This is a genomic window from Neptunicoccus cionae (assembly GCF_014643735.1).
GTDB classification, from domain to species: domain Bacteria; phylum Pseudomonadota; class Alphaproteobacteria; order Rhodobacterales; family Rhodobacteraceae; genus Amylibacter; species Amylibacter cionae.
Window position 1 is genome coordinate 368541 of sequence record NZ_BMKA01000003.1, and the last position, 14781, is coordinate 383321.

Annotated in this window: 13 protein-coding genes; 6 read left to right on the top strand and 7 right to left on the bottom strand. The window is 56.5% G+C overall.

Annotated features, from left to right (window positions below):
- Positions 1–8: 8 nt before the first annotated feature.
- Positions 9–827 carry an isocitrate lyase/PEP mutase family protein gene (locus IEX10_RS12685; protein ID WP_188675824.1) on the top strand — a complete coding sequence of 273 codons (819 nt, stop codon included), beginning with the start codon at positions 9–11 and terminating at the stop codon, positions 825–827.
- A 6-nt stretch (positions 828–833) separates the two neighbouring features.
- Here IEX10_RS12685 and IEX10_RS12690 read toward each other — a convergent pair whose 3' ends face one another.
- Entirely contained in the window at positions 834–1163 is a 330-nt protein-coding gene (locus IEX10_RS12690) for a hypothetical protein (RefSeq protein WP_188675827.1), read from the bottom strand.
- A 293-nt stretch (positions 1164–1456) separates the two neighbouring features.
- On the opposite strand from IEX10_RS12690, the gene IEX10_RS12695 reads away from it, so the two are divergent.
- The 3 genes from IEX10_RS12695 (at position 1457) to hpaR (ending at position 5241) form a co-directional block, all read left to right on the top strand.
- A complete protein-coding gene (locus IEX10_RS12695; RefSeq protein ID WP_188675830.1) occupies positions 1457–2854 on the top strand; it encodes a pyridoxal phosphate-dependent decarboxylase family protein in 1398 nt (465 codons plus the stop codon).
- Positions 2855–3176: 322 nt separating this feature from the next.
- Positions 3177–4715, top strand: a complete 1539-nt coding sequence (locus tag IEX10_RS12700; RefSeq protein ID WP_188675833.1) for a trimethylamine methyltransferase family protein — start codon at positions 3177–3179, stop codon at positions 4713–4715.
- Positions 4716–4812: 97 nt separating this feature from the next.
- Positions 4813–5241 carry a homoprotocatechuate degradation operon regulator HpaR gene (hpaR, locus tag IEX10_RS12705; protein WP_188675835.1) on the top strand — a complete coding sequence of 143 codons (429 nt, stop codon included), beginning with the start codon at positions 4813–4815 and terminating at the stop codon, positions 5239–5241.
- On the opposite strand, the gene IEX10_RS12710 is transcribed toward hpaR, so the two are convergent.
- Positions 5238–6656: a class-II fumarase/aspartase family protein gene (locus IEX10_RS12710; protein ID WP_188675838.1), complete on the bottom strand. Its 1419-nt coding sequence runs from the start codon at positions 6654–6656 to the stop codon at positions 5238–5240. The genes hpaR and IEX10_RS12710 overlap by 4 nt on opposite strands.
- A 263-nt stretch (positions 6657–6919) precedes the next feature.
- Between IEX10_RS12710 and IEX10_RS12715 the strand changes: the two genes are divergently transcribed.
- Both IEX10_RS12715 and IEX10_RS12720 read left to right on the top strand, forming a co-directional pair.
- On the top strand, positions 6920–7837 hold the full coding sequence (locus tag IEX10_RS12715) for an alpha/beta hydrolase (RefSeq protein ID WP_188675841.1): 918 nt from the start codon (positions 6920–6922) through the stop codon (positions 7835–7837).
- 24 nt (positions 7838–7861) lie between these two features.
- Positions 7862–8470, top strand: coding sequence for a sulfotransferase family 2 domain-containing protein (locus tag IEX10_RS12720; RefSeq protein WP_188675843.1), 609 nt, complete (start codon positions 7862–7864; stop codon positions 8468–8470).
- 163 nt (positions 8471–8633) lie between these two features.
- On the opposite strand, the gene IEX10_RS12725 is transcribed toward IEX10_RS12720, so the two are convergent.
- The 5 genes from IEX10_RS12725 to IEX10_RS12745 all read right to left on the bottom strand — a co-directional run bounded on the left by IEX10_RS12725 (position 8634) and on the right by IEX10_RS12745 (position 14559).
- The gene (locus tag IEX10_RS12725) at positions 8634–9470 is read right to left on the bottom strand and encodes an alkaline phosphatase family protein (protein WP_188675845.1); all 837 of its coding nucleotides are present in this window, start codon (positions 9468–9470) and stop codon (positions 8634–8636) included.
- 85 nt (positions 9471–9555) lie between these two features.
- Positions 9556–11193, bottom strand: coding sequence for an ABC transporter ATP-binding protein (locus tag IEX10_RS12730; protein ID WP_188675846.1), 1638 nt, complete (start codon positions 11191–11193; stop codon positions 9556–9558).
- Positions 11190–12002, bottom strand: coding sequence for an ABC transporter permease (locus IEX10_RS12735; protein WP_188675847.1), 813 nt, complete (start codon positions 12000–12002; stop codon positions 11190–11192). The genes IEX10_RS12730 and IEX10_RS12735 overlap by 4 nt, the downstream gene beginning before the upstream one ends.
- A complete protein-coding gene (locus tag IEX10_RS12740; protein WP_188675848.1) occupies positions 11999–12955 on the bottom strand; it encodes an ABC transporter permease in 957 nt (318 codons plus the stop codon). The genes IEX10_RS12735 and IEX10_RS12740 overlap by 4 nt, the downstream gene beginning before the upstream one ends.
- 17 nt (positions 12956–12972) lie before the next feature.
- The gene (locus IEX10_RS12745) at positions 12973–14559 is read right to left on the bottom strand and encodes an ABC transporter substrate-binding protein (protein ID WP_188676443.1); all 1587 of its coding nucleotides are present in this window, start codon (positions 14557–14559) and stop codon (positions 12973–12975) included.
- Positions 14560–14781 lie beyond the last annotated feature (222 nt).

Sequence of the window (14781 nt, forward strand, 5' to 3'; positions counted from 1 at the left end):
GGTTTCCCATGACGACAGACAAAGGTGCCACGTTCCGCGCGCTCCACCAGCCCGGAAACCCGTTCATACTGGCCAACGCGTGGGATGCTGGCAGTGCCAAAATGCTGGCAGCACTCGGGGCGCAGGCGCTGGCGACCACCTCGGCGGGCCATGCCTTCACGCTCGGGCGGCCTGACATGGGGCGGGTCACACGGGACGAGGCGCTGGCCCACGCGGCAGACATTGTCGCCGCCACTGTTCTTCCGGTGTCCGGTGATCTGGAAAACGGATATGGCAGCGCGCCAGAAACAGTGGCTGAAACAATCCGGCTTGCTGGCGAAGTGGGGTTGGCGGGCTGTTCGATTGAAGATACCGCATTGCCGGACTCAGCGCCCTATGATTTTGATCTTGCCGTCGAGCGCATCCAAGCTGCCGCCGCTGCCGCCCGCACCCTACCACGGGACTTTGTATTGGTCGCCCGCGCCGATGGCATTTTGAACGGCCAGTATGACATAGAGGAAGCCCTGCGCCGCTTGCACGCGTTTTACGAGGCCGGTGCCGATTGTCTTTATGCGCCAATCCCGAAAAAGACCTCCGATCTCGCCCGTATTTGCCGCGAAATTCCTGCCCCCATCAACGCCCTAGCTGCGGGACGTAAGTACACGGCACTGACCCGCGCGCAGTATGCAGAAATGGGCGTTGCGCGAATTTCGCTCGGGTCTGCGCTTGCCCGTGTGACCCATCAGGCAATTCTGGATGCTGCGAAACCGTTTCTGGAAGACGGAGACTTCAGCAAGCTTGCGGGTGCTGCGGATGGCAGCAATATTGACAGAATGCTGGGCGGGTGATGCTGTTCACGCAGCAAAGCGGGTGTAGGCGGACCCGAAGAGGAACGGATTGTCGCGGCTGTTGATCCGCACATTGGCACGGTGCAGGTGATAGCCTTCCGACTCTAGAATTTGACGCACCATATGACCGATCATCTGGCGTACTTTCACACGATGCACTTCCGTTTCGAACGCCTGCTCAAGCAGCGGTGCGATTGCTTCAACGGCCGGTCGGCGCAGGTAGCAGGCGGTTTTCATGATGGTGATGATTTGGGGCTGATTTAACCATTCCCAGAACTGGACACCCTTATAGATCTCAAAGGTTCGGATGAATTTATCAGGGCGATATTCAAGCATGAAAAGCCTTTCAGGAATGTTGATGGTGAGAGGCGATGCAAAAGGTGCAACGCCTTTATTAGGACATCTAACTACGAATTTCCTACTATCCGGTTAACGCTGAAGCTTCATTTATGAAGCGTCTTACATCACGCTTCATATATGAAGCTTCATGTATCACGCGTCTTGTATGACGCTTCATATTTGCAGGGTGATCCCACCGAGTCCCCTCTCCACAACGCCCTTAGCCAAAACACTTGCAAGCGCACGCACCACCCGCTACACAATACTTAACACGTTAGCGAGATAGCCAGATGAAATATTCCGATTACGCCAAATGGACCAACCGCGCGACCCGCTGGATCGAAGATCACTTCGCCACGTTGCGGGACAAACCCGTGCGCGCGCAGACCAAACCCGGAGAGATCGCCGCCCGTCTGCCGACACACCCACCAGAGCACGCAACCGATATGGAAACCATAATCGCGGATTTCGAACAAATTGTGCCGGACGGGATAACCCATTGGCAACACCCGCGTTTCTTCGCTTACTTCCCATCGAACGCGGCCCCTGCCTCTATGATCGCAGAGCAACTGACCAACGCGATCGCCTCCCAGTGTATGCTTTGGCAGACCTCTCCGGCGGCGACCGAAATCGAAGAGGTCATGATTGACTGGCTGCGTCAGGCAATGGATCTTCCTGCGCCGTTCAAAGGTGTCATTCAGGACAGCGCCAGCAGTGCGACCCTCTCTGCCATTCTCACCATGCGGGAACGCGCAACCGGGTTTACCGGCAACGATCAGGGCCTTTCCGCACAGGGCCGCCTGCGCATCTACTGCTCCGCACAAGTCCACAGTTCGATTGATAAAGCCTGCTGGGTTGCCGGTATCGGACAAGACAATCTGGTCAAAATCCCGACCAATGCAGACTATCAAATGGACCCGAAGGCGCTGCAAGAGGCGATCTCTGCTGACCGTGCTGCCGGCCACGTGCCCGCCGGACTGGTCCTGTGCACCGGCGGCACCTCCATTGGCGCTTGTGACGATCTGCCTCCGCTCCTTGCCATCGCGAAAGCGGAAGACCTTTACACCCACCTTGATGCCGCTTGGGCCGGCTCCGCCATGATCTGCCCCGAATTTCGCCCCCTCTGGGCAGGAGCCGAAGACTGTGACAGCATCGTCTTCAACCCGCACAAATGGCTGGGCGCGAATTTCGATTGTTCGATTCAGTTCTTGCGGGACGCGGACATTCAGCGCCGCACTATGGGCCTGCGTCCGTCGTATCTCGAAACCCCACAAGCGCAGGAAATTACAAATTTCAACGAATGGACCGTGCCTCTGGGCCGTCGCTTCCGCGCCCTGAAACTCTGGTTCCTGATCCGCGCTTACGGTCTTGAGGGCCTGCGCAGCCGCATCCGCAACCATGTGGCATGGACGAAAGAGCTGGAAGCAAAGCTGCGCGCCCACCCCGATTTCACCATCACCACAGACAGCAGACTTGCCCTGTTCACCTTCCAATACACTCCAAAGGGCGGCGACCCTGACCAAGCATCTGCCGACCTGCTGCAACGGATCAATGATGACGGACGGATCTACCTGACCCAGACCCTGCACGAAGGGCAATACGTTATCCGGTTCACCGCCGGGCAGTTCGATTGCACCCGCGACGATGTGATGACCGCTTACGATGTAATTACAGAACTAGCGGGCTAATTTCGCACATCCCGCAGTGTAAAAAAACGCTGCGGGGTGTGACTCTTCGGCACTGAAACTCCCCTTATCAACGCAATCTTCACGTTTAAACCGGCTCTCCCCGCGTTGAAAACGACGTTTTTGACGCGAACAGACAAGCCTGCGCGTATTTCACGGGGCAGGCTTGGATAAGTTCGGGAGAGTTGCCGCCATGATCGACCCAGATTGGATGACAGCATTGATATCACGCACCATCGGTGCGGATCGCGGCCGCGCAGCACGGGGCTCACCAAGGGAATTGCGCCGCTAGAACCCGTTCCGAAGTTTTCAAGGCAATTACCCCATGTCAGATATCCAATCCCGTCGTTCCGGAGGCCGCGCAGCACGCCAGGCCCTTCGTGCGGCCCCCCTTACTGATGCCATCCGTCCGGTCCGTGCCGGTATGGAAGGTGGCACATTCAAACCCCTGTCCCAAGCGGCTGAAAAACGCATTTACCAAGCTGCGCTCGACGCGATGGAGCAGATCGGCTTTGCCGACGCCCCGCCCTCCGGTGTTAAAATCCTCACAGATGCGGGGGCAATTCTCGGAGAGGACGGGCGCATCCGCTTCCCCCGTGCGCTGGTGGAAGACATGCTCGCCAAGGCCAACCGCTCCGTTACCTTGCACGGGCGTGACCCCAAACATGACATGATCCTGTCCGGCAACCGCGTTCACTACGGAACCGCAGGCGCGGCGGTGCATTTGGTAGACGTAGAAAATAACGACTACCGCGAATGCACCGTTCAGGATTTGTATGATGCGGCGCGTATCGTGGACCGGCTCGACAACGTGCATTTCCTGCAACGCCCGATGGTGTGCCGTGACATTGCAGATAACTTCGAAATGGACCTCAACACGATTTACGCCTGCTGTTCGGGGACAACCAAACACATCGGCACGTCCTTCACCGAACCGTCCTTCATGAAAGGCGCGTTTGAGATGATCTACGAAATCGCGGGTGGCGAAGCTGCTTACCGCGACCGCCCGTTCATATCCAATTCGAACTGTTTCGTCGTCCCCCCGATGAAATTCGCGACCGAGTCCTGTCAGGTGATGGAGCATTGCGTGCGTGGCGGGATGCCGGTGCTGTTGCTGTCTGCGGGTCAGGCCGGTGCAACCGCCCCTGCCCCGATTGCCGGAGCAATTGTTCAGGCGGTCGCTGAATGCCTTGCCGGTATGGTCTATGTTAACGCGATGGCCCCCGGCCATCCGACAATCTTTGGCACATGGCCCTTTGTGTCGGACCTGCGTACGGGGGCCATGTCGGGTGGCTCTGGCGAGCAAGCGCTTTTGACCGCTGCCTGCGCCCAGATGCACCACTTCCTTGGCTTACCCGGCGGCGCCGCTGCTGGTATTGCGGATGCAAAGATGCCGGATATGCAGGCCGGATACGAGCAGGCCCATTCCAATGTTATGGCAGGTCTCGCCGGTCTGAATATGGTCTACGAATCTGTCGGGATGCATGCCTCCCTCCTCGGGTTCTGCCTTGAAAGCCTGATTATCGGGGACGATTTGCTTGGCCAATCGTTGCGCTGTGTACGCGGGATAGAGGTAACAGAAGACACGGTTTCTCTCGACGTGATCCGTTCGGTTTGCCTTGAGGGGCCGGGGCACTATCTGGGGTCCGCGCAAACCCTGTCTCTGATGCAAACCGAATACATCTATCCCGCACTCGGGGATCGCAGTTCGCCGAAGGAGTGGGCAGAACTTGGCAAACCCGATCTCATCCAAAAAGCCATAAAACGAAAGAACGAAATTCTGGCTGAACCGTCAAACGCGCGTCTTGACCCGCAAACCGACGCTGCCATTCGCAAGGCCTTTCGCATACATTTACCCGCGTAAACTTTACCTCTGTCCCCGTGGGAAAATCATAGCTTTTCATTGCGGGGTCAGGGGGTATAGTGAACCTGTTATACAGTTTAAACAGGCACGCCCATACATGAGCAAATTCTTCGTTAAGACAGATGAGTCCCTCCCGATTATGCTGCTTCGCGCCCGTGAGGCCGTGATGCGCAGAATACGGCCCTCCCTGACCAAGCACGATCTGTCCGAACAACAATGGCGCGTTCTGCGAATTCTTGACGAAACCGGGCCGCTGGAACCCACGGAACTGGGGGATCGGTGCATGGTTCTTACCCCAAGCCTGACACGCATACTGGCCCTGCTGGAAAAACGCGGCATGATCCGGCGCGAACAACACCCGACGGACCGGCGTAAACAGATCATTCATCTGGCCCAACCGGGCCACGACATAATAGCTGAAATCGCGCCGGAAGCGCAAAAAATCTATGAGGATCTGGAGGAGCATTTCGGCAAGCCACAAATGGTCAACCTGCTGAACAAGCTAAAGAAACTTTCAGAGTTTTAAGTCTTCTCCGGTCTCTGCCGCGCAACCAGATCACAGAACCGCGACACGATAGCTTCGGATTCACCAAGGGCGGATCGCGCGTCAAATACGCGGTCCCAATCAATCGCAAGAACCGTTTCCCGCGCCATGACAGTGCGCAACGGCTCCCCTGATTGGACAGATTTGGCACAAGCAGATTTGGTCAGCGCGCGCGCATCGGCCAGTGGCATATGTTCTGCCAGCGCAAAACTCGCTGCTTCGGCCATCATCAAACCGTTTGTTTCTTCAAAAACAGAAGCAAGTTTGTCTTGCTCTACGTCCAAAGACCCAGCCAGATCGAGCCCATGACACAGCGCGGCACCGGTGGCGACGATCAGAGACGGCAGCGAGAGCCATTCCTGCGACCAAGCCGCGCCGTCCCGTTCCTGCGCGTGAAACGCCGCGCCAGCAACTTGCGCGGCCAGCCCCTGCCCTTGCCGCGCCAGCGCCAGCATCGCCTCGGCCCCTGTCGGGTTGGCTTTGTGGGGCATGGTGCTTGACCCGCCGCCAACACCGGCCCGCAGACCGTCCCCGATCTGCGCAGACAACAGTAAATCCTGCGCGATCTTGCCGAGCGAACCGCAGATCAATCCACAAAGGTTCGCCAATTCGCAAATCCCGTCCCGCGCAGAATGCCACGGCAGTTCGGCACGCCCAAGCCCCAGTTCCTTTGCAAGTGCATCCGCTGTTTCAAGCCCCCGCCCTTCAAACGCGGAAAGATTTCCCGACGCGCCAGCCAACGAAACCACCAGCACACGGGGCCGCAGCTCCGCCAGTCTTTGACGATGGCGCAGGAACGGCGCCCCCCAGCTTGCGATCCGCGCACCAAGGGCCGTCGGTGTAGCGATCTGATGCCGCGTCCGCGCCCCCATCGGGGTGGTTTTGTGGGTTTCAGCCTGTTTTGCCAAAGTGTCCAGCAAAACCGCCAACCGAGCATCCAGAATGTCGAGCACTCGGCGCAGGCGAAGAACCAGTGCGGTGTCGATAATATCCTGCGATGTCGCGCCTTTGTGCAGGTAAGCACTGTGTTCCGGCGCTTGCATTTCTGTTGCAAAGGCCGCCACAAGGGCTGGAACCACAACACCGTCCCGCGCTACTCCCGCAGCTAGGTGGCCAGGATCAATCAGCACTTCGCGGGCCATGCGGTTGATGATCTCACCGCTTTCTTGCGGAATCGTTCCAAGCTTGCCTTGCGCGGCGGCCAGCGCCCCTTCGACCAAAAGCATCGCGCGGACTTCGGCACTGTCCGAGAACAACACCGAAAGCTCGTTATCCCCGAACAACCCTTTAAACATCTGCCCTTCGGCCAAGGAAATCGCCATGATCACACCCGTATTCTGATTTTGCGCGACCATACATTTTGCAATCGTGAAGGTCATCCGGATTTTTAGGGGCACGCGAGATTGTCGAATATCGAGAGGTGTGTGCGCGCGGGGACGTAAAACTATGAACGGGCAAGGCCGCATGCCTTATAAAGTGGACCTTGTGCCGTGTGAAACGCGAAATTCGTGCTTGGTAACATGCGGTTTTATAATACATATTCTTATTAACATACTGCATATATGAAGCTTCATATAAGAAGCTTCTTAAATGAAGCTTCAAGGTTAACCATTCGTTAGGTAAGTCTTGCAGCCCCACCCCACCGGTCCTAAGTTAAGCCATGGATTATTCAAAACACATCGATGCTGAAACTTGGGATTTCATCAATAAAACGGCGGAATATTATCCTCCGGACACGGTGGACAACACTGTCGAGCAACAGCGCGAAATCTACGACACCATGTGCCGCGCTTTTTTCACCGGCTACCCCGAAGGCGTCAGCGCAACGGATCATCTGATCGATCACATTCCTACCCGCCAATACACCTGCGGCGGCTCGGAGACGACTGTGATGTATTTCCACGGCGGTGGTTTTGTTGTGGGGGGATTGGACTCTCATGACGATGTCTGCGCCGAAATTTGCGAGCGGACCGGAATGGACGTGGTTTCAGTAGATTACCGGATGGCGCCTGAGCATAAGCATCCCGCCATGTTCGACGATTGCCTCGCTGCAACGCAGCACATTCTGGCAACTCGGGAGGGACCTGTGATCCTCGCCGGTGACAGTGCTGGTGGCAATCTGGGCGCGACCGTCAGCCACCGCCTGCGCAGCAATCCCCGCCTGATCGGTCAGGTGCTGATCTATCCGGGGCTTGGCGGGGATATTGATGCGGGCTCCTTCCTGACCCACGCCAATGCACCAATGCTCACACGGGATGAAATCCTGTTCTATGAGGGCGTGCGCTATAACGGGCCGAAACCCACCAATGACCCCACCGCGGTTCCGCTGCAAGACACGGAGTTTTCTAATCTGCCCCCCACTGTGCTGATCTCGGCAGAATGCGATCCGATCACAGATGGTTGCCGCGATTACCGCGATGCCCTGACAGCCGCGGGTGTTAACGTGGTCTGGTTTAATGAAACCGGTCTGGTTCACGGCTATCTGCGCGGGCGCCATACGGTTAAACGGGCGCGGGACAGTTTTGACCGCGTGATCGACGCTTTGAACGCGCTGCAACGGCGGGACTGGCCCTATTAACTGAATTGTGACGGACCCGCAGATATGATGATCGATTACGACCGGAAGCTGGTGTTCCTGTCCAACCGGAAGGTGGCTTCAACCTCGATGGAGCGCGCACTTGGGCAAGTCAAAGGCATGGCGCGGATGAATGGCAATCCGGTGCTTAAACACATCGATTACACCCGATACAAGCGGATGGAGCAGCCGCTGCGCACTAAGGGATTTACCACGATCACCGTGGTGCGAGAGCCTTTCGACAAAGCTGTCAGCTGGTACAAGTTCCGCGCGCGTCCCGAACTGAAAGGTGATCCCCGTTACGTCGGACATCTGGATTTTGAAACCTTTCTGACCAACTTTATCACTGGCAAAAGCGGCTGGGCGATGGAGTTTCTCGACAACCTATTCTGCACGGACAGCCGCAGTGGAGAAACCGTGGATGTCATCCACAGATACGAAAAACTCGGTGCATTCGAAACCCTGTTGCAGAACATATACGGCGACGATTTAACGCTGCCCCATTTGAATGTGTCCGCAGCTGTCGCCGACACGGATTTCGCCATGCACCGCGCCCGATACGAGGCCGCCTTCCCAGAGGCGTTTGACTGGTATCGCGCCCTTCCAGCACCTTTGGAAACGCTGGGCAGTCGGTGATCACCCTGCATTTACGAAGCTTCATTTAAGACGCTTCATAAATGAAGCTTCCTGTATGACGCGTCTTGTATGACGCTTCATATTTGCAGGGTCATAGCTTTATCACAGAAATTTCATACACTTAAAGAATTACGCGACGCCTGACCTGTAAACCAAACAGCCCTTACGACAAAAACGGCTTCGCTTTCATCGTTTCGGGCACCTCTGCCCCCAATCTGGTCAGGATCGTCGGCGCAAGTTGCACCTGCTCTAGCACCGTATCTGCCGCAGGCCCTTTAGCATCCCCGAAATAATACAACGCAAATTCTTGTTGCAGCGCAGACCGCCCCCCGTGATGGCCGCGCTCGTCCTGCCCGTGATCCGCCGTCACCATCACCTCATAGCCTGCAGCCCGCCATTTCGGGATAAACGGTGCCAGCATCTCGTCCATGATGAAACAGGCCCCGTCCATTTCCTCGCTCTCGTGGAAATATCGGTGCCCCATACTGTCCAGCGTACAGGTGTGCAGCATCCCGTAATCCAGACCGAACCGCATGCACAGATTGGTCAGCGTGCCAAACAAGTCTAGATCGCAAGGCGTCATCTGGTTGGCGCGGCCATACCCCGTCATTGTGTGAAAGCGTCCGTGGTTGATCGTATCGCTCTCCGGTTCATCATATTCCACGTCCCGCACGTTATCGAACGGCGCGCGGTTAAAGAACTCGGACCAGAAGGAATGGGCCACCGCCCCTGTCACGCCACCCGCCTGACGCACTTGCGAAAATACGTCCGGATGCTTCAGCCGGAACACATTGCCATTGCCGGTACAGCCGTGCTCCGCCGGCACGACGCCCGTGTGGATCGATGCATAACAGCTCGCCGAAATAGACGGCAGAACCGAGCGCATCTTCCATTTCTGCGCATTGCCTGCATCCACATGGCCTTCCAGATTGCCGAACAACCGGCCCCAGTTGCGCCAGGGCACACCGTCCAAAATAATTAGCAGCAGTTTGTTGTTCATCTTATCCATCCTTACGCTCGGCAGATCTCACAAAAAAGGGGCAGGCCACCTTCGCGCCCTGCCCCAATCGTTTCAAATAACAGGCTTAGTTGCCAGCGCTTTCCATCTTGCGGTGCGCGATTACCTCTTCCAACCAGCCGAGCTTCATTTCCGGCACAGAGGACAGCAGCAGATCGGTGTAATCGTCAAACGGCGGCGACAGCACTTCGGACTTCGTCCCGTAACGCACCACTTTGCCCTGATACATCACCGCAATACTGTCGGCGATGGCCCGCACTGTGGCCAGATCGTGGGTGATGAACAGATAAGCCACGTTTTCGATCTTTTGCAGGTTCAGAAGCAGCTTCAAAATCCCGTCCGCCACCAGCGGGTCGAGCGCGGAAGTCACCTCGTCGCAGATGATCATCTTGGGCTTGGCCGCCAGTGCGCGCGCAATACAGACCCGTTGCTTTTGTCCACCAGACAGCTCTGCCGGATAGCGGTCGATAAAGCCGTCGGCCATCTCGATTTCCTCCAGCAACTCCTTGATGCGTTTACGCTTTTCCGCGCCGCGCATCCCAAAGTAGAACTCCAGCGGGCGCCCGATGATCGTTCCGACGGTCTGGCGCGGGTTCATCGCCGTATCCGCCATCTGATAGATCATCTGCAACTCGCGCAGGTCTTCCTTACTGCGTTGTTCAAGTGCAGGGCTCAGCGTGCGACCGGCAAAGTTGATATCACCGTCGCTTGGCGGCAACAGACCAGTAATCACCCGCGCGAGCGTCGATTTACCAGACCCACTTTCCCCCACAACAGCCAGCGTCTGACCTTCGTGCAGGTCCACACTGATGTTGCGCAGCACGTCAAAGTTCGTGCCACGGTAACGGGCTGTCACATGATTAACGCTCAACACCGGATCGGGCGTTGGCTGCTTTTCCTCGTGATCAATAGACCGCACCGAGACGAGCGCTTGGGTGTACTCTTCCTGCGGGTTGTTAATGATCTGATCCACAGTGCCATATTCCACAGTCTCGCCCATGCGCAGCACCATGATGTCATCAGACACCTGCGCAACCACAGCCAGATCGTGGGTAATATACAGCGCTGCAACACCGGTATCACGGATCGCTGCCTTGATCGCCATCAACACGTCGATCTGTGTTGTCACATCAAGCGCCGTAGTCGGTTCGTCAAACACCACCAGATCCGGTTCGGGGCACAGGGCAAGTGCTGTCATACAGCGCTGCAACTGCCCGCCGGACACCTGATGGGGATAGCGGTTGCCGATGGTTTCAGGATTGGGCAGGCCGAGTTTGTCAAACAGGCGCACAGCGCGTGCTTCGGCTTCCTTTCGGGAAAACTTCCCCTGCAGGATCGCCGCCTCTGTCACCTGCTCCATGATCTTTTTGGCAGGGTTGAAAGATGCCGCCGCCGACTGGCTGACATAGGTCACATCCGCCCCGCGCAAACGACGCAGGTCGCGGATACCGTGTTTCAGGATATCCTGACCGTTGACCCAAACCTCGCCGCCGGTGATTTTCACACCGCCGCGGCCATAGGCCATCGCCGACAGGCCGATGGTGGATTTACCCGCACCGGATTCCCCGATCAGCCCCAGCACCTTGCCCTTCTCTAGGTCAAAAGACACACCATGCACGATTTCGATATCATGGGGTTTGCCGCTCGGCGGATAGACCGTCGCGCCGATTTTCAGGTCACGCACCTTTAACATAGCATCGCTCATCCGCGGCCTCCTTTCAGGCTGGTGGTTCGGTTCAGGATCCAGTCCGCCACAAGGTTCACAGAAATCGCCAGCGTCGCGATAGCCACCGCAGGCACCAGTGCCGCAGGAATACCATAGACGATACCTTCCTTGTTTTCCTTCACGATCCCGCCCCAGTCAGCCGCAGGCGGTTGAACACCCAGACCAAGGAACGACAGCGTAGAGACAAACAGAACCATAAAGATAAACCGCAGACCCATTTCCGCCACCAGAGGCGACAGGGCGTTGGGCAGGATTTCACGGAAGATGATCCAGATACGGCCCTCCCCGCGCAGCTTCGCCGCCTCAACATAGTCCATCACATTGATGTCCACAGCAACCGCGCGGGCCAGACGATAGACCCGCGTGCTGTCCAGTAGCCCCATCACAAAGATCAGCACAGTTACTGTCACTGGCATAACCGACAGCACCACCAGCGCAAAAATCAAGGAAGGGATCGACATTAGCAGGTCCACCAGACGGGACAGAACCTGATCTACCCAGCCCCCGATTGTCGCCGCCAGCAAGCCCAGTATGGAACCGGTCGTGAACGACAAAATCGTAGCCGCCGTTGCTATCCAGATCGTGGTTCGCCCGCCGTAGATCATCCGCGTCAGCAGGTCACGGCCAATACTGTCCGTTCCAAGCCAGTGGGTCGAACTCGCCGGTTCCCACACGTCGCCGACAGCCTCGGTCATGCCATAAGGCGCCAGCCACGGGGCGAAAATTGCGATGAAGAAATAGAGACCGGTAAAAAACAGACCGATCATAGCACTGATAGGAATTCTCATTTCGGATGCCTCAGTCTTGGATTTGCCAAAATGGAAACGATGTCAGCGACCATATTCAGACCGATGTAAACCGCCGCAAAGATCAACCCGCAGGCTTGCACCACCGGCACATCCCGTTTGGCCACGTGATCCACCAGATACTGCCCCATGCCCGGATAGACAAAGACCACTTCCACAACCACAACGCCTACAACCAGATAGGCAAGGTTCAGCATCACAACATTCACAATCGGTGCGATAGCATTTGGAAATGCGTGTTTCCGGATGATGTTGAACATGGACAGGCCTTTCAGCTCGGCCGTTTCAATATAGGCAGATTGCATCACGTTCAGGATCGCCGCCCGTGTCATCCGCATCATATGGGCCAGCACCACAAGTGTCAGAACCGTCACCGGCAGGGCAATCGCGCTCAGCTTTTCGCCAAGAGACATGCCGTCATAGATGGTAGAAACGGAGGTAAACCAGCCGAGTTTTACCGAAATAAAGTACATCAGCACATAGCCGATCAGAAATTCCGGAATGGAAATAGACGTCAGCGTCACCGCTGAAATCAGTTTATCAGGCCAGCGGTTTTGATACCGCACAGCAAGCAACCCCAAAAAGATCGCCAGAGGCACAGAAATCAAAGCGGCCCAAAACGCCAGAAACATGGTGTTTTTAAGACGCACCCCAAGACTGTCGGCAATATCCCTGCCATTGGTCAAAGCGGTCCCGAGATCCCCCTGAAGCGCGCCAAACAGCCAGTCAAAGTAGCGGGTCAGCGCCGGTTCGTTCAAACCCAGCTCTGCGCGCAGGTTTGCCAGAGATTCAGGCGTTGCGGATTGACCCAGAATGGATTGCGCCACGTCGCCGGGCAATATCTGGGTGCCGATGAAGATCATTGCCGAAGCAGCGAGCAACAGAAGAAGGCTCAGCGCGATGCGCTGAACCAGAAGTTTCAAAATGGGGTGCATGAGCTGTTCAAACCTGCTTACGCAAACCAGGTGCGAACAGGTGCAAAGCCGTTGGACAGCTCTGCGTTCGGATCAAGCACGTAACCCGCAATCTTGTCGCTGACCGCATCAACAAAGTCGTTGAACATCGGACAGATCAGACCGCCATTGTCCCGCAGGATATTGGCCATCTGGCTGTAGATCGCTTTACGCTTGCCTTCATCCAGCTCCGCCTTGGCTTTGCTCAGCAGGGCATCGAACTCGGGGTTCTTGAAGCGTGTGTCATTCCAGTCCGCTGTAGACAGATAAGCTGTGGAATACATCTGATCCTGCACCGGACGGCCCCCCCAATAGGATGCACAGAACGGCTGTTTGTTCCAGACCTCGGACCAGTAACCATCGTTCGGCTCACGCTTGATTTCCAGCGGAATGCCAGCAGCACGTGCGCTTTCCTGGAACAAGGCACCAGCATCAACCGCACCCGGGAAGGCCCCATCGGCAACACGCAGGATGATCGGCGATCCGTCATGACCGGATTTCGCGTAATGCTCCTTGGCTTTCTCGATGCTGTGTTTGCGCTGCGGAATTGTCTCGTCAAACAGCGGATAGGCCGCATTGATCGGAAGATCATTCCCGATTGTGCCATAGCCGCGCAGGATCTTGTCCACCATCTCCTCACGGTTGATGGCGTATTTCAGCGCCATGCGCAGCTCGTTGCTGTCAAACGGCGCTGTATCGCAATGCATGATGAATACATAGTGGCCACGACCAGCGACGTTCTTGACGGACACGCCGGGTGCGCGGTCGATCAGCTTGGCAACTTTGGGCTCTACGCGGTTGATCATATGGACCTGACCGGATTGCAGTGCGGCAGTCCGTGCAGTTGCATCGTTGATCACCAGAACTTCGGCGCTGTCATAGTTCACGACATCCCCGCCCCAGTAGTTCGGGTTCTTTTTGAACACGTGACGCACGCCAGGCTCATCTACGTCTACTGTATATGGGCCAGTACCGATGCCGGCACCCGGATTGTCAAACCCGCCGTCCGGCTGGATCACAAGGTGATAATCCGCCAGCAGGTAAGGCAAATCCGCATTCGGGCTTTTGAGGGTCACAGCAAAAGTGTCGCCATCCACTTTCATGGACTCAATACCCTGCATGATCCCCAGAGCACCGGATTTGGAATCCTCGTTAGAGTGACGCTCCATCGTGCGCATCACATCATTGGCGTCCATTGTTTTGCCGTTGTGGAATTCCACGTCCTTGCGGATTTTGAAGTTCCAGACTTTGGCATCGTCGCTGGCTTCGATGTTTTCAGCCAGACGCGGTGTCAGTTCGCCGTTTTCAGAGACTCCAACCAGTGTTTCACCGAAGTGACGCAGGTTTGCGAAAGGCACTTGCGATGCAGTCAGGGCCGGATCGAGCGTGTTGGTGCTTTCACCACCGCCCAGACCTTGCACCAGATGGCCACCCTTATTGGGGCCGGCTGCTTTTACCGCATCGGCCAGCAAAGAGTTCGCCGCAACTGCGGAAACACCAAGGGCGCCCGCCCGTCCCAGAAAATCCCGACGGGACACTGTTTTGCGCGCAACCCGTGCTGCGAGATGCTTAAGTTCGTTGTTCATCATGTTTTCTCCCTAGATTAGCAGATTCTTCTTTTTATAAGTTATGACACAGAGCGTGCGGTGGATCACCCCCTGAACGCAAGCTTTTCTTTACTTTAACCCCTTGTCAGCGCTCACTTTTGCACCATAAAGACCGATGCGCTGGCTACACCCGACCGTTTGAATGCGTTTCGCGACAATTTACACGTCAGCGCGGTTTCTGGTGATCCGAATTGATAAAGA

Coding starts and splice junctions, on each gene's coding strand:
- IEX10_RS12690 (WP_188675827.1), bottom strand. CDS start 1,163: ATGCTTGAATATCGCCCTGATAAATTCATCCGAACCTTTGAGATCTAT.
- IEX10_RS12685 (WP_188675824.1), top strand. CDS start 9: ATGACGACAGACAAAGGTGCCACGTTCCGCGCGCTCCACCAGCCCGGA.
- IEX10_RS12715 (WP_188675841.1), top strand. CDS start 6,920: ATGGATTATTCAAAACACATCGATGCTGAAACTTGGGATTTCATCAAT.
- IEX10_RS12740 (WP_188675848.1), bottom strand. CDS start 12,955: ATGCACCCCATTTTGAAACTTCTGGTTCAGCGCATCGCGCTGAGCCTT.
- IEX10_RS12735 (WP_188675847.1), bottom strand. CDS start 12,002: ATGAGAATTCCTATCAGTGCTATGATCGGTCTGTTTTTTACCGGTCTC.
- IEX10_RS12695 (WP_188675830.1), top strand. CDS start 1,457: ATGAAATATTCCGATTACGCCAAATGGACCAACCGCGCGACCCGCTGG.
- IEX10_RS12745 (WP_188676443.1), bottom strand. CDS start 14,559: ATGAACAACGAACTTAAGCATCTCGCAGCACGGGTTGCGCGCAAAACA.
- IEX10_RS12730 (WP_188675846.1), bottom strand. CDS start 11,193: ATGAGCGATGCTATGTTAAAGGTGCGTGACCTGAAAATCGGCGCGACG.
- IEX10_RS12700 (WP_188675833.1), top strand. CDS start 3,177: ATGTCAGATATCCAATCCCGTCGTTCCGGAGGCCGCGCAGCACGCCAG.
- IEX10_RS12725 (WP_188675845.1), bottom strand. CDS start 9,470: ATGAACAACAAACTGCTGCTAATTATTTTGGACGGTGTGCCCTGGCGC.
- hpaR (WP_188675835.1), top strand. CDS start 4,813: ATGAGCAAATTCTTCGTTAAGACAGATGAGTCCCTCCCGATTATGCTG.
- IEX10_RS12720 (WP_188675843.1), top strand. CDS start 7,862: ATGATGATCGATTACGACCGGAAGCTGGTGTTCCTGTCCAACCGGAAG.